General features: G+C 71.2%; 16 protein-coding genes. 7 read left to right on the plus strand and 9 right to left on the minus strand.

Annotated elements, in window-relative coordinates:
• The first annotated feature begins 87 nt into the window (after positions 1 to 87).
• Positions 88 to 1716: an acyl-CoA synthetase gene (locus ACFQUV_RS17285; RefSeq protein ID WP_129608933.1), complete on the plus strand. Its 1629-nt coding sequence runs from the start codon at positions 88 to 90 to the stop codon at positions 1714 to 1716.
• 378 nt (positions 1717 to 2094) lie between these two features.
• Complete coding sequence (locus tag ACFQUV_RS17290) at positions 2095 to 2859, plus strand: bifunctional 2-polyprenyl-6-hydroxyphenol methylase/3-demethylubiquinol 3-O-methyltransferase UbiG (protein ID WP_129608934.1); 765 nt, start codon at positions 2095 to 2097, stop codon at positions 2857 to 2859.
• Positions 2860 to 2999: 140 nt separating this feature from the next.
• Here the strand turns inward: ACFQUV_RS17290 and ACFQUV_RS17295 are convergent, their stop codons facing one another.
• Positions 3000 to 3176 (minus strand): YdcH family protein, encoded by a 177-nt coding sequence (locus ACFQUV_RS17295; protein WP_129608935.1) that lies wholly within the window; start codon positions 3174 to 3176, stop codon positions 3000 to 3002.
• 232 nt (positions 3177 to 3408) lie between these two features.
• Here ACFQUV_RS17295 and ACFQUV_RS17300 point away from each other — a divergent pair, with 232 nt between their 5' ends.
• Positions 3409 to 3615, plus strand: a complete 207-nt coding sequence (locus ACFQUV_RS17300) for a YdcH family protein (RefSeq protein ID WP_111387767.1) — start codon at positions 3409 to 3411, stop codon at positions 3613 to 3615.
• A 252-nt stretch (positions 3616 to 3867) separates the two neighbouring features.
• On the opposite strand, the gene ACFQUV_RS17305 is transcribed toward ACFQUV_RS17300, so the two are convergent.
• Complete coding sequence (locus ACFQUV_RS17305; protein WP_129608936.1) at positions 3868 to 4629, minus strand: GGDEF domain-containing protein; 762 nt, start codon at positions 4627 to 4629, stop codon at positions 3868 to 3870.
• A 231-nt stretch (positions 4630 to 4860) separates the two neighbouring features.
• Here ACFQUV_RS17305 and purE point away from each other — a divergent pair, with 231 nt between their 5' ends.
• The 4 genes from purE to ACFQUV_RS17325 all read left to right on the plus strand — a co-directional run bounded on the left by purE (position 4861) and on the right by ACFQUV_RS17325 (position 8089).
• On the plus strand, positions 4861 to 5358 hold the full coding sequence (gene purE / locus ACFQUV_RS17310; RefSeq protein ID WP_129608937.1) for a 5-(carboxyamino)imidazole ribonucleotide mutase: 498 nt from the start codon (positions 4861 to 4863) through the stop codon (positions 5356 to 5358).
• On the plus strand, positions 5355 to 6443 hold the full coding sequence (locus ACFQUV_RS17315) for a 5-(carboxyamino)imidazole ribonucleotide synthase (protein WP_129608938.1): 1089 nt from the start codon (positions 5355 to 5357) through the stop codon (positions 6441 to 6443). The genes purE and ACFQUV_RS17315 overlap by 4 nt, the downstream gene beginning before the upstream one ends.
• 156 nt (positions 6444 to 6599) lie before the next feature.
• A complete protein-coding gene (gene rpsU, locus ACFQUV_RS17320) occupies positions 6600 to 6899 on the plus strand; it encodes a 30S ribosomal protein S21 (RefSeq protein ID WP_111385734.1) in 300 nt (99 codons plus the stop codon).
• A gap of 251 nt (positions 6900 to 7150) precedes the next feature.
• The gene (locus tag ACFQUV_RS17325; protein ID WP_207211454.1) at positions 7151 to 8089 is read left to right on the plus strand and encodes a tetratricopeptide repeat protein; all 939 of its coding nucleotides are present in this window, start codon (positions 7151 to 7153) and stop codon (positions 8087 to 8089) included.
• Between the two features lie 54 nt (positions 8090 to 8143).
• Here the strand turns inward: ACFQUV_RS17325 and ACFQUV_RS17330 are convergent, their stop codons facing one another.
• The 7 genes from ACFQUV_RS17330 to ACFQUV_RS17360 all read right to left on the minus strand — a co-directional run bounded on the left by ACFQUV_RS17330 (position 8144) and on the right by ACFQUV_RS17360 (position 12520).
• Positions 8144 to 8974 (minus strand): alpha/beta hydrolase, encoded by an 831-nt coding sequence (locus ACFQUV_RS17330; RefSeq protein ID WP_129608939.1) that lies wholly within the window; start codon positions 8972 to 8974, stop codon positions 8144 to 8146.
• 58 nt (positions 8975 to 9032) lie between these two features.
• Positions 9033 to 9329 (minus strand): DUF3551 domain-containing protein, encoded by a 297-nt coding sequence (locus ACFQUV_RS17335; protein WP_165363864.1) that lies wholly within the window; start codon positions 9327 to 9329, stop codon positions 9033 to 9035.
• An 87-nt stretch (positions 9330 to 9416) separates the two neighbouring features.
• Positions 9417 to 9701: a DUF3551 domain-containing protein gene (locus ACFQUV_RS17340; protein WP_129608941.1), complete on the minus strand. Its 285-nt coding sequence runs from the start codon at positions 9699 to 9701 to the stop codon at positions 9417 to 9419.
• Positions 9702 to 9860: 159 nt separating this feature from the next.
• Complete coding sequence (locus tag ACFQUV_RS17345; RefSeq protein WP_129608942.1) at positions 9861 to 10148, minus strand: DUF3551 domain-containing protein; 288 nt, start codon at positions 10146 to 10148, stop codon at positions 9861 to 9863.
• A gap of 340 nt (positions 10149 to 10488) precedes the next feature.
• On the minus strand, positions 10489 to 11649 hold the full coding sequence (locus ACFQUV_RS17350) for an acyl-CoA dehydrogenase family protein (RefSeq protein WP_129608943.1): 1161 nt from the start codon (positions 11647 to 11649) through the stop codon (positions 10489 to 10491).
• Positions 11650 to 11720: 71 nt separating this feature from the next.
• A complete protein-coding gene (locus ACFQUV_RS17355; protein ID WP_129608944.1) occupies positions 11721 to 11936 on the minus strand; it encodes an acetyl-CoA carboxylase biotin carboxyl carrier protein subunit in 216 nt (71 codons plus the stop codon).
• Positions 11937 to 12136: 200 nt separating this feature from the next.
• Positions 12137 to 12520 carry a metal-sulfur cluster assembly factor gene (locus tag ACFQUV_RS17360; protein ID WP_129608945.1) on the minus strand — a complete coding sequence of 128 codons (384 nt, stop codon included), beginning with the start codon at positions 12518 to 12520 and terminating at the stop codon, positions 12137 to 12139.
• Positions 12521 to 12695: the final 175 nt, after the last annotated feature.

The following is a 12695-nucleotide window of genomic DNA, read 5'->3' on the forward strand; positions in this document are numbered from 1 at the left end:
GCGACACCAGGGCGGTGAACCCGATATTGGAGCCGCCAGCCCGGTTCGATAACCTCGCCCCAACCGATTTCCAGGGAGTGAATTGCCATGGCCCCGACCGCCTACGATCTCGATCTCGACAAGAACCCCGCCAACCACCAGCCGCTCACCCCCCTGGTGTTCCTGGAGCGGGCCGCCCGGGTGCATCCCGATCATGTCGCCATCGTCCACGGCGCCCTGCGCCGGACCTATCGGGATTTCCACAATCGGGCAAAGAAGCTCGCCTCGGCGCTCGCCAAGCGCGGCATCGGCCGCGGCGACACCGTGTCGGTGATGCTGGCCAACACTCCGGCGATGCTCGAATGCCACTACGGCGTGCCGATGACCGGGGCGGTGCTCAACACTCTCAACACCCGACTCGACGCCGCCATCATCGGCTTCTCGCTCGACCACGCCGACGCCAAGGTGGTGATCACCGACCGCGAGTTCGCGCGGATCATGAAGCCGGCGCTCGAGGCCGCCAAGGTGAAGCCCCTGGTGATCGACTACGACGATCCGGAATACACCGGCCCCGGCGAGCGCATCGGCAGCCTCGACTACGAGGCGTTCGTGGCCGAGGGCGACGAGGGCTTCGTCCGGGCCCATCCGGGCGACGAGTGGGACGCCATCTCGCTGAACTACACGTCCGGCACCACCGGCAACCCGAAGGGCGTCGTCTATCACCACCGCGGCGCCGCGCTGCTCGCCACCGGCAACGTGGTCAACTGCGGCATGGGCAAGCACCCGGTCTATCTGTGGACCCTGCCGATGTTCCACTGCAACGGCTGGTGCTTCCCGTGGTCGGTGTCGGTGGTGGCCGGCACCCATGTGTGCCTGCGCCAGGTGCGCGCCGGCCTGATGTACGAGCTGATGGCCGAGCACGGCGTCACCCATCTGTGCGGCGCCCCGATCGTCATGTCGACGCTGCTCAACGCCGCCCCGCACGAGCGCAAGCCGCTCGCCCGCACGGTGCAGTTCTTCACCGCCGCAGCGCCGCCGCCCGAGTCGGTGCTGGTCGCCATGAAGGAGGCCGGCTTCGAGGTGACCCACCTCTACGGCCTCACCGAGAGCTACGGCCCGGCAGTGATCAACGACTGGCACCGCGAGTGGGACGCGCTGGCGGTCGACCAGTGGGGCGCCTTCAAGGCCCGCCAGGGCGTGCCCTATGTGGGCCTCGACGGCCTCACCGTGATGGACCCCGCCACTATGGAGGAGGTGCCGGCCGACGGCCAGACGCTGGGCGAGGTGATGTTCCGCGGCAACGTGGTGATGAAGGGCTATCTCAAGAACAAGAAGGCCACCGACGAGGCGTTCGCGGGCGGCTGGTTCCACTCCGGCGACCTCGGCGTGCTGCATCCGGACGGCTACATCCAGCTCAAGGACCGCGCCAAGGACATCATCATCTCGGGCGGCGAGAACATCTCGTCCATCGAGGTGGAGGACGCGCTGTACAAGCATCCGGCCGTGCAGGCGGTCGCGGTGGTGGCCAAGCCCGACGAGAAGTGGGGCGAGACGCCGTGCGCCTTCGTCGAGCTGCGCGAGGGCAAGGAGGCCAGCGCCGACGAGCTGATGCAGTGGTGCCGCCAGCATCTCGCCCACTTCAAGTGCCCGCGCCACGTCGTCTTCACCGAGATCCCGAAGACCTCGACCGGCAAGATCCAGAAGTTCAAGCTGCGCGAGCTGGCCAAGGAGGCGTGACGGGCGCCCTCGCACTCTCGCATGGGCCCGGCATGACGAGTCAGAATCAGCGGCCATCGGCATGAGAGAGCATGTCGTGAGGCCTCGTGCCCCGGACGCGGCGCGCAGCGCCGCGAGCCGGGGCCCAGAGCCGCAAGCGCCGTGATCGCCGCCTCTAGGTCCCGGGTCTCCGGCGCGTCGCGCCTTCGCCCGGGACACGCGACCTCCGACTAGATCCACAACGGCAACGCTCTCAGCCGGCACGAGGCCGGGCATGACGAGCCAGAATCAGCAGCCATCGGTATAAGGTCCGCGTCCCAGCGGCGATCGATCGGACCGGCATTCTCGGGAGACGGCGTCGGCCTTCCGGCCGGCGCGTCCCGACAGGCACGGCGGGCCATGACGGACGAGACGATCAATCGCTACGGCAGCCTGGCGGCGTGGGTCTACGACGTCGACAAGCCGGTCGGCCGCTCGTTCGGGGACGTCGACTACTATCGCGACCGGCTCGCCGGCTGCGCCGGGCCGGTGCTGGAGGCGGCCTGCGGCAACGGCCGGCTGCTGGTGCCGCTGCTGACCGCCGGGCTTGACCTGCACGGCTTCGACGCCTCCCCCGAGATGCTGGCGCTGTGCCGGGCGGCGTGCCGGGACCGCGGCTTCGACCCGCCGCTGTCGCTCCAGCGCTTCGAGAGCTTCGCCTTCGACACCCGGTTCGCCGCCATCGTGGTCGCGGTCGGCTCGATCCAGCTCGTCACCGATCCGGCGGTGCTGCGCGGCGTGCTGCGGCGGTTCCTCGATCATCTCCGGCCCGGCGGCCGGCTGCTGGTCGACCTCGTCCCGGTCGACCCGCCCGAGCAGACGGCGCGTACCCGTCGGTGGCCGGTGGCGGACGGGGAGCTGTGGCTCGACGAGCAGCCGGTCACCGCCGACCCGGCGGCGGACGTGGTGGTGTCGCGGCTGCGCTACGAGCATCGGCGCGGCGGCGTGCCGGTCGCCACCGAGGAGGAGCCGTTCGCGCTGCGTCGCTGGGATGCGGCTGCCTTCGCGGCCGTGCTGGACGAGGTGGGGTTCACCAGGACCGTGGTGTCGGGCGGGTATCGCTTCGGCGAAAAACCGCGACCAGATGACGCAGTGGTGTCGCTGGAGGCGGTCCGTCCGGCCTGATGGCGGAGCCATCGGGTGCCGCTCTCGACGTCATCCTGACGAGAGGCCGACGAGCCCCTGAAAACAGAACCGCCGGCCTCGTTTCCGAGGGCCGGCGGCTCTACCAAACAACGGAGTAGGTCAAATCAGAACGGATGGGCTCAGTGTACGCTGCTCTGGTGCTTGAGCCGAACGATGGCATCCTTCAGTTGCAGTTTCCGACGCTTCAACTCGGCGAGCTGGAGATCATCGACCGACGGATGTTGGAGGGCTTCAGACAATTCCGCTTCCAACATCCGATGCCGTTGTTCGAGGTCAGCAAGCGAGAGCGTGGCCATGTGGCGATTCTCCTCATGTCAGATTGTTGCCTGACCATGACAGTGTGCCACGTCAGGTTCGCAGAGTCGACCCGGTTCGATTTGTGCGACGCATCAGGAGGGTGCGACGGCTGTGGGCGGCGGACGTTGGAAAGCTTGAAAAAAATCGGGCGGCGAGCGATACATTGCGGCGACAGGCCGCGACCGCGCTTCACATGTGCATGACTGGACCGCGGCCGGTGCGGCGGTCCGAATGGCGAACGACAACGAAGCCGATCTGAAGGCGCAGCTCGCGCGCCTCCAACAAGAACATCGCGACCTCGACGTCGCCATCTCGGCGCTCCAGGACGCCCCCGGGTCCGACGTTCTCCAGGTCCAGCGCCTCAAGAAGCGGAAGCTCTGGCTGCGCGACCGCATCTCCTTCATCGAAGATCAGATCACGCCCGACATCATCGCCTGATCGACACGGCCGATGGATGCGAGGCGATCGAGGCGGGTGATCCGGAATAACCCGATCCGGTATCGCTCGATCCGGAATGGTCCGAGGTCGAGCGAGCGGCCCGGCTGCGGCGGGGCGGAGCCGGAGTGATCAGTTCGGACCGGCCGAGAGGCCGTGTGGCCGGACGGCCGGCACGCACCCGAGCCCCCTCCGTCCTCACCCTTCGCGGGCCGCCGCCGGCGGCATCCCGACGTGATCAGTCCGCCCGAGTGATCAGTCCGTCCGGCCGCGGGCGACGGCACGATCGCGCTTGCGCGCATACATGGCGGCGTCGGCGCGAGCGAGCGCCGCGGCCGTGTCGGTCGGGCCGGCCACCGCCGTGAGGCCGGCCGAGGCGCCGACCGCCACGGTGGCACCGTCCCACGGCACCCGCGCGGCCGCGATCATCGTCTCCAGCGACGCCGCCTTGGCGGCCGCGTCGGCATCGCCGAGATTCCACAACAGCACCGCGAACTCGTCGCCGCCGAGCCGCGCCACCAGATCCGAGGCCCGGACATGGCCGCGCAGCACCCCGGCCACCGCCCGCAGCACCGCGTCGCCGGCCGCATGGCCGTGGCGGTCGTTGATCGGCTTGAAGCCGTCGAGATCGAGATAGACCAGCACCAGCCGGCCGCCGTAGCGGTCGACATGGGCGGCGGCGCGCGCCAGCTCGCGGTCGAAGCCGCGGCGGTTGAGGACGCCGGTCAGCGGATCGTGATCCGCATGGGCCTCCAGCTCGGCGATGCGCGCCTGGGCGGCGACGAGCTCGGCCTCCAGCCGGGCGACCTCGCGGCCGAGCCGGGCGGCCTGCGCCGCCTGCTCCAATCGCTCCATCTCGCGGGCGAGCCGGCGCGGATCGGAGGCGGGCACCCCCGCGCCCCCGGTTGCGGGATCGACCGCCGGGTCGGCCCCCGCCTCGCCGGCCGCTGCCGCCGGCGGCCGCGCCACCGTCCGCCGTCCCTGCTGCACGCGCCGTTCCGCCGCCTTGCTCCGCATGTCGGCCGCCACCTCCCCGTGACCGCGCCGGTGTACGTGATTCGCGGCGCCGCCCGGAACCGCCACGGCATGGCAGATGTGCCGGCAGCAGGCGACCGGCCGCTCGCTTGCCAGCGGGACGGCGCTACCTATAATCCGCGCCCTTCCGCCGCCGGTTCGGCGGCCCTCGTGTCGTCGCGTCGAGATCGTTGCGCGCGACCGGCGCGTTCGAACGACAGCGAGTTCCCGATCATGAGCGCGACCCCGGTGGCCATCATCATGGGCAGCCAGTCCGACTGGGCCACCATGCGGCATGCCGCCGAGACGCTGACCGCCCTCGGGGTCGGCCACCTCACCCGCATCGTCTCGGCCCACCGCACGCCGGAGCGGCTCTACGCCTTCGCCAAGGGCGCCAAGGCGGCCGGCTTCCAGGTGATCGTCGCGGGCGCCGGCGGCGCCGCCCACCTGCCCGGCATGACGGCCGCGATGACCCCCCTGCCGGTGCTCGGCGTGCCGGTGGAATCGAAGGCGCTGTCGGGCGTCGACTCGCTCCACTCCATCGTCCAGATGCCGCCCGGCGTGCCGGTGGGGACGCTGGCCATCGGCCGCGCCGGCGCCATCAACGCGGCGCTGCTCGCCGCCGCCATCCTGGCGCTCGCCGACCCGGCGCTGGCCGGGCGGCTCGACGACTGGCGCCGCCGCCAGACCGAGAGCGTCGCCGAGACCCCCTCCGAGGAGCCTGCCCCGTGATCGTTCCGCCGCGTCCGCTCGGAACGGACGCCACCATCGGCATTCTCGGCGGCGGCCAGCTCGGCCGCATGCTGGCGCTCGCCGCCGCCCGCCTCGGCTTCAAGTGCCATGTGCTGTGCCCGGACCCGCAGTCCTGCGCGTTCGACGTGGTGCGGCGGGTCACCGAGGCCGACTACACCGACAAGGACGCCCTCGACCGCTTCGCCAACGACGTCGACGTGGTCACCTACGAGTTCGAGAACGTCCCGGCCGAGACCGCGACCTTCCTGTCGGCGCGCCGGCCGGTGCTGCCCGATCCGGCGATCCTCGCCACCACCCAGGACCGGCTGGTGGAGAAGTCCTTCGTAACCTCGCTCGGCATCGCCACGGCGCCGTTCGCCGCCGTCGACGATCGCGCCGGGCTCGATGCCGCGCTCGCCGCCATCGGCCGCCCGGCGGTGCTCAAGACCCGCCGCTTCGGCTACGACGGCAAGGGCCAGGTGATCGTCCGCGCCGGCGACGATCCCGGCGCCGCCTGGAACGCCATCGGCCGCCAGCCGGCCATCCTCGAAGCGTTCGTGCCGTTCAGCCGCGAGATCTCGGTGGTGGCGGCGCGCGGCCGCGACGGCGGCGTGGTGGTGTTCGACATCGGCGAGAACGAGCACCGCGACCACATCCTGGCGGTTACCCGGGTGCCCGCCGCGATCTCGCCGGCGCTCGCCGAGGCGGCCCGCGCGATCGCCGGCCGCATCGCCGGGGCGCTCGGCTATGTCGGGGTGCTGGCGGTCGAGATGTTCGTGGTCGAGGAGGGCGGCGGCCGCGTGCTCGTCAACGAGATCGCGCCGCGCGTGCACAATTCCGGCCACTGGACCCAAGACGGGTGCTCGATCTCCCAGTTCGAGCAGCACATCCGGGCGGTGGCGGGCTGGCCGCTGGTGGCGCCGCTGCGCCACGGCCGGGTCGAGATGCACAACCTGATCGGCCACGACGTCGCCGCCTACCGCGACTGGCTGACGGTGCCGGGCGCCTCGGTGCATCTCTACGGCAAGCCGGTGGTCCGCCCCGGCCGCAAGATGGGCCACGTCAACCGGGTGTTCCACGACTGATCGGCGGGCGCACCGTGTCCGGAATGCGGCGACGCACGATGGACTTCGCCTGTGGATTCTGCTAAACGCCCGGCCACTTGGGAGCCCGCGCGATCGTCTCGACCGCAGGCGGACGGCCCTGCGACAATCAACGACAAGCTTTCGAGAGGATGCCGCGTGCAGGTACTCGTTCGTGACAACAACGTCGACCAGGCCCTCAAGGCCCTGAAGAAGAAGATGCAGCGCGAAGGCATCTTCCGCGAGATGAAGCTGCGCGGCCACTACGAGAAGCCCTCCGAGCGCAAGGCGCGGGAGAAGGCCGAGGCGATCCGTCGCGCCCGCAAGCTCGCCCGCAAGCGCGCCCAGCGCGAGGGCCTGATCCCCGGCAAGCCGAAGCCCGCTCCGCGCGCCGGTGGTCCGGGTGCGCGTCCGGGTGGTGCCGGCGGCGGCGGCTTCCGCAGCAGCGCGCCGCGCTGATCGACGATTGCGACCCGGGTGACCCCGGGTCCGCGTCCACGGCGGGCCCCGCCTTCGATCCACCGATCCGGTGGGTCTGCCGCAAGATCGCCGCCTTTGTCCGTGACGCAGGGTTCGCCGCGCGCCGACGACTGGTCCAGCCGGACCGGCGGGTGTGCGGCGTTGGCCGTCGTGCGACTGCGTCCGGTCGTGCGGGCCCTTGAACGCCACGGGGGGACCATGGACATCTCGACCATGGTGACGCGGATCAAATGGTGAGGCGGCTCCAGACTGTAGGGCGCTGGCCGTCGGGTGCCGGGGCGCCCCGGACGCAGGCCGACCGCCCATCTGATGATGGCCGCCGCGCGAGTACCGGCCCGCTGCTGGCGACCCTCGCTCTCGCTCTCGCCCTCGGCGGCTGCTCCACCATCGCCAACATGCCGTCGACCATGGTGGACGACTCGGCCTCGGCGGCCTCGCCCGCCAACCTCGCCTCGCTCACCGAGGTGCTGGCCAAGAACCCGAACGACCCGCAAGCCTACAACATGCGCGGCTCGGTGCTCGGCCAGTCCGGGCGCTACCAGGAGGCGCTGGCCGACTTCGACAAGGCCATCGCGATCGACCCCAACTACGCCCAGGCTTACGCCAACCGCGCCCTCGCCCGACGCCAGACTGGACAGATCGACCTCGCGCTCGCCGACTACGAGCGGGCGCTCCAGATCGATCCCGGCTACGCCGTCGCCTATGTGGGCCGCGGCATGACGTATCGCGACAAGGGCGAGCTGCTGCGCGCCTTGCAGGACTTCAACAAGGCGATCCAGATCCGGCCCGACAACGCCCAGGCCTACTACAATCGCGGGCTGCTCTATCAGAGCCAGCGCCAGCATCAGTACGCCATCGACGATTTCTCGACCGCCATCGGGCTGTCGCACCAGCAGGCCGAGCCGTTCATCGCCCGGGCGCTGAGCTATCTGGCGGCCGGCGACGCCAAGGCGGCGGCCGGCGATCTCGACGACGCCGTCGAGGTCGAGCCCGAGAACGTCCAGGCGTGGACCAGCCGCGGCCTCGCCTACGAGCGGCTGAACGACAAGGAGAAGGCGGCCGGCTCCTATGCCCGCGCGCTGGCGCTACGGCAGGGCTACGGCCCGGCGGTGGCCGGCTTCAAGCGGGTCGGCGGCGAGCCCGGCAAGAGCTACACGACGTTCAACTGAGCGCCTTGTTCAATTGAGCCGCCTTCGACGAGCCCGGCGTCCTCCGGCCGCCGTCTACTCGGCAGCCGGCGCCTCTCCGGCCGCCGGCCCGCCCGCCAGGAACGCCCGCACCTCGGCGAGCACGTCGAAGGCGTCGAGGTCCTCGTGGCCGGCCCCGGCCACCCGGACGAACCGCTTCGGCGTTCGGAACGCCGCATAGAGCTGCTCGCCGAAGGCGATCGGGATCACCGTATCGGCGGTGCCGTGCAGCACCATGGTGGGCACGGTGACGTCGCCGGCCTTCAGGTCAGCACGGAACTGGTCCTTCATCAGCAGACCGATCGGCACGAACGGATAGGCGAGGCGGGCGACGTCGGCGGTCGAGGTGTAGGGCGCCTGAAGGATCAGCCGGCCGACCGGCCGTCCGGCGGCGAGCAGCACGGCGACGCCGGTGCCCAGCGACTCGCCGAACAGCGCGATGCGCCCGGCGCCGTAGCGATCGGCCAGGAACGCATGGGCGGCGGCTGCGTCGCGCAGCAGCCCGGCCTCGTCGGGCGCGCCGGTCGAGCCGCCGAAACCACGATACGAGACGGCGAGCAGGCCGGTGCCGTCCGCCGTCATGGCCGCGAAGCGGTCGGCGCGGTGGCGCAGCGCGCCGCCATTGCCGTGCAGATAGAGCACCACCGGCCGGCCATCACGCGGCGGGATATGCCAGGCGACAAGCCGCTCGCCGTCCTCGGTCGACAGCCACAGCTCCTCGGCCTGCGGCAGCCCGGCTTCGGCGGGTGGTGTGCGAACCGTTTCGGGCCGGTACATCAGGAGCCGCTGGCCGAGATAGAGCGCCAGCACCGCCACCGCATAGACGGCGACGCCGAGCAGGACGAGACGCACCAGCATGAGCGTCATGGCGACGCTCCGGCGTGGCAGCCGTCCCGTCGCGCCCGACATGCCGGGCCGCACCATGTCAGCGGACGACGCGCCGGCCCTTTCGGGCGCGCGGCGGGGGCTCGGTCTCCGGCCGCCCCCAGGCGAACGGGTTCTCGTAGCAGTAGCCGCCCGTTCCCATGACGGCCTGCCGGCATTGCCAGAGCTGGCTGAAGTAGCAGTTGACGCCGCCCCCGAAGGCGCCCCCGTACTGGGCGCACCACGGATAGACTGGATAGGCCAGCGCGCGGCTCGCCCGCAGATCGGCCGCACCCGCCGCCACCGCCAGGGCGAGCCCCAGGCCGATCGACGACATCCGCATCGACCATGTGCGCACGGAGACACTCCTTCGCGTCTGCTTCGACGGCCGGGACCTTAGCATGCCGGGCCGCCGGCCGGCAGCCGGCCCCGGACGGAGCGGCCGTCAGTGGGCGGCGCGACGCTTGCCCTTGCGAGCGACCGGCGGGGCACCGGCCGGGCTCGCGCCCTGCGCCCAGTAGAAGGGGTTCTCCACACAGAACCCGCCATTGCCGCTGATCGCCTGCTGGCACTGCCACAGATTCGCGAAGTAGCAGTTGCTGCCGCCGCCGCGGCCCCCGCCATACTGGGCGCACCACGGATAGACCGGATAGGCGGAGGCCCGGCTCGCCTGCATGTCGGCCGCGATCACCGCCACGACCAGGCCCAGGCCGATCAGGATTGCGCGCATTGTGGTCTCCTCGGCATCTCGCGCCGCCGCGCGACACGTGCGCGGCGCCGTCGGGCAACATTGCGGCCGAGGTTAGCATGGGCGCAACACCCGCGCCGAAACGGCGCGATCACGAGCCCGGGAGGCGCAGCGGCGGTGTGACGAGGGAGCCGGCACGGCTCAGCCGTCGCCGCGCCGCAGCCGCCGGCGCTCGCCCGGCGGCGGCGCACCGGCGCCGCGATAGAACGGGTTCTCGTAGCAGTAGCCGCCATTGCCGCTGATCGCCTGCTGGCACTGCCACAGGTTCGAGAAGTAGCAGTTGGTGGCGCCGCCGCGGGTGCCGTATTGGGCGCACCACGGATAGACCGGGGTACCCTGGGCGGCCGCCGGGGCGGCGCCGACGACGAGAACAGTTGCGGCGGCGAGGGCAGACAGCAGCATCGGACGCAACAGCAGCATCGGGCGCATCGGAGGCTCCAGACGACCGCTCACGGCCCGCCCGGCAGGGCCGCCGGGCCACACGCGCGCGGGTCAATCGGACAAGCCGCCACCGCCCCGATGGTTCGATCCCGCCGCGTCGCCGCGATGTCGCACGACGCAGCGTCTCGCGACGCGGGATTCAAACGAAATCCGCGTGGTCATTCCGGAAGCCGCGAAGCGGCTGTCCGGAATCCAGCCGAGAGTCAAAAGTCTGCCGCGGGAGGACGTGTTTCGCTGGGTTCCGGGTTCGCGGCGCCCGAACGGCGCGCAGCGCCGATCCGGGTGCCGCGCCCCGGAACGACGGCGAACCGATCATCCGGAATCCGTCTCACTCCCGGTTGGGCGTCGCTCCGGTCGCCATGCCCGAGATGATGATGCGCTGGATGTTCGAGGTGCCCTCGACGATCTGGAGCGACTTGGCGTCGCGATAGAAGCGCTCGGCCGGATACTCGGTCGAGTAGCCGTAGGAGCCGAAGATCTTCATGCACTCGTTGGCGGCGTGGACGGCCGCCTCGGAGGCGGCGAGCTTGGCGACCGACGTCTCGTATTGGCTCGGCCGGCCTTGATCCTTCAGCCAGGCGGCGCGATAGACCAGCATCTGGGCGGCCTGATGCTCCACCACCATGTCGGCGATCTGGGCCTGGATCATCTGATGCTGGGCGATCGGCTTGCCGAACTGGGTGCGGCCGTTGGCGTAGTCGATGGCGAGATCGAGGGCGCCGCCGGCCACCCCGAGGGCGCCCGCCGCGCAGCCGAGCCGGGTCTGGTTGAGCTGCCACATGCAGATGCGGAAGCCCTCGCCCGGCTGTCCGAGCACGTTCTCCTTCGGCACCTTCATGCCGTCGAACACGAATTCGCCGGTCGGCGCGCAGTGCAGCCCGAGCTTGGTCTCGATCGGCCGCGCCGAGACGCCGGCCCAGGTCTTCGGCTCGATGATGAAGGCGGTGATGCCCCGATTGCCGGCGCTGCGGTCCGTGTAGGCGTAGAGGAGCCCGGCATGGCCCACATGGGCTTGCGAGATCCACATCTTGCTGCCGTGGACTTCCCAGTGGTCGCCCTTGTCGATCGCATGGGTCTTCATGCTGGCGACGTCGGAGCCGGTGTTGGGCTCGGTCATGGCGAAGAAGCCGAGCTGCGTGCCGGCGACCCAGCCGGGGATGTACTTCGCCTTCTGGGCCGCCGTGCCGAACTTCGCCACCGTCAGCGCGGGGCCGAGATTCTGCATGTTGAACGGCAGCCGCCAGGACGCCGACACCTTGGCCACCTGCTCGGCCATCAGCACCGACTCGAAGAAGCCGAGGCCGTTGCCGCCGAGATCGTCCGGCAGGGCGCAGCCGAAGAAGCCGAGCTCGCCCATCTTGGCGACGCGCTCCGGCTTGAAGGCGTGGGCGCGCTCCTCCTCTGCCAGCGTCGGCGCGATCTCCTCCAGGGCGAAGCGGCGCGCCGTCTCCTGGACCATTCGTTGCTCGTCGGCGAGATCGAAATGCATCAGTCCTCAGTCCCTGGCGTTGTCGCGGGCAGCCGGCCGGCGGAGAGGCCCGCCCACCGACCCGGTCCCGGTCACTCGATCAGCAGCAGCAGGTCGCCGGCGGCGACCGCGTCGCGTTCCTGCACGCGGACCGCCAGCACGGTGCCGGCCCGCGGCGCATAGACCAGATGCTCGGCCGCCGGCGTGGCGACCACCACGAGCTCGGCATCGGCCGCCACGGCCGTCCCGGGCTCGACCAGCACTGCCTGCACGATCCCGGCGAGCGGTGCGCGCACCTCGTCGGCCATCCTGCCTCCCCTTGGTCCTCCGCGGCGCCCACCACTGCGGCGGCGGCGCAGCCGCAGTGAACCACCCGGGAGCCGGTTGTCGCAACAGGAGCGGAGATTTTCGTGAGATGGAACGATCGGCGCAGCGCGCCCGGCCGTGCCCGGGCGCCTGCGGTCCTTCCGGGGCGGCTGCGCGCTGTCGCGGTCGACCGCCGGGTGGCTCAATGCAGGAGATCGGAGAGCGGGGCGCCGGGCTCCCAGCCGAGCGCGGCCCGGCCCGCCTCGGTCATCCGCTCGGGGCTCCACGGCGGGTCCCACAGCAGGCGGACATGCACCCGTGGCGTCTCGGCGAAGCGGCGGCGCAGGGCGTCCTTGGCCTGGGTCGCCATCCGCTCGCCGAACGGGCAGGTCGGCGCCGTGGTGGTCATGTCGACCGCGATACCCTCCGGGGTCCACTCGGCCCGGTAGACCAGGCCGAGATCCACGATGCTGATGCCGAGCTCGGGGTCGAGCACCTCGGCCAGCGCCGCGAGGAGATCGGGGTCGATGGCCGCGACCGCGGAATCGGCGGGGGCGGCAGGATCGCCGGGGGAAGCGTCGCTCATCACCGTCCTCTCGGGCCGTCCGTCCGGATCGATCCTCCCGGATCGTCCTGGCGGGCCGCCCCGGCGGGTCGGCCGGAAGACCCGGCGACCGGCGGCGGCACGGTGGATCTCGCGGCCGGCCATCGGCGGGAGATTGGCCGGAGCGGCGGCCGAATCGCCTTGTTCTAGGTCAAAC

This window comes from Rhodoplanes sp. P11, from assembly GCF_964266735.1.
In the GTDB taxonomy this organism is placed as follows: Bacteria; Pseudomonadota; Alphaproteobacteria; order Rhizobiales; family Xanthobacteraceae; genus Rhodoplanes; species Rhodoplanes serenus.

Bases quoted from the DNA above. Each gene is read 5' to 3' on its own strand.
- ACFQUV_RS17285 (WP_129608933.1), top strand. From the start codon at position 88: ATGGCCCCGACCGCCTACGATCTCGATCTCGACAAGAACCCCGCCAAC.
- ACFQUV_RS17290 (WP_129608934.1), top strand. From the start codon at position 2,095: ATGACGGACGAGACGATCAATCGCTACGGCAGCCTGGCGGCGTGGGTC.
- ACFQUV_RS17295 (WP_129608935.1), bottom strand. From the start codon at position 3,176: ATGGCCACGCTCTCGCTTGCTGACCTCGAACAACGGCATCGGATGTTG.
- ACFQUV_RS17300 (WP_111387767.1), top strand. From the start codon at position 3,409: ATGGCGAACGACAACGAAGCCGATCTGAAGGCGCAGCTCGCGCGCCTC.
- ACFQUV_RS17305 (WP_129608936.1), bottom strand. From the start codon at position 4,629: ATGCGGAGCAAGGCGGCGGAACGGCGCGTGCAGCAGGGACGGCGGACG.
- purE (WP_129608937.1), top strand. From the start codon at position 4,861: ATGAGCGCGACCCCGGTGGCCATCATCATGGGCAGCCAGTCCGACTGG.
- ACFQUV_RS17325 (WP_207211454.1), top strand. From the start codon at position 7,151: ATGGTGAGGCGGCTCCAGACTGTAGGGCGCTGGCCGTCGGGTGCCGGG.
- ACFQUV_RS17330 (WP_129608939.1), bottom strand. From the start codon at position 8,974: ATGACGCTCATGCTGGTGCGTCTCGTCCTGCTCGGCGTCGCCGTCTAT.
- ACFQUV_RS17340 (WP_129608941.1), bottom strand. From the start codon at position 9,701: ATGCGCGCAATCCTGATCGGCCTGGGCCTGGTCGTGGCGGTGATCGCG.
- ACFQUV_RS17345 (WP_129608942.1), bottom strand. From the start codon at position 10,148: ATGCGCCCGATGCTGCTGTTGCGTCCGATGCTGCTGTCTGCCCTCGCC.
- ACFQUV_RS17350 (WP_129608943.1), bottom strand. From the start codon at position 11,649: ATGCATTTCGATCTCGCCGACGAGCAACGAATGGTCCAGGAGACGGCG.
- ACFQUV_RS17355 (WP_129608944.1), bottom strand. From the start codon at position 11,936: ATGGCCGACGAGGTGCGCGCACCGCTCGCCGGGATCGTGCAGGCAGTG.
- ACFQUV_RS17360 (WP_129608945.1), bottom strand. From the start codon at position 12,520: ATGAGCGACGCTTCCCCCGGCGATCCTGCCGCCCCCGCCGATTCCGCG.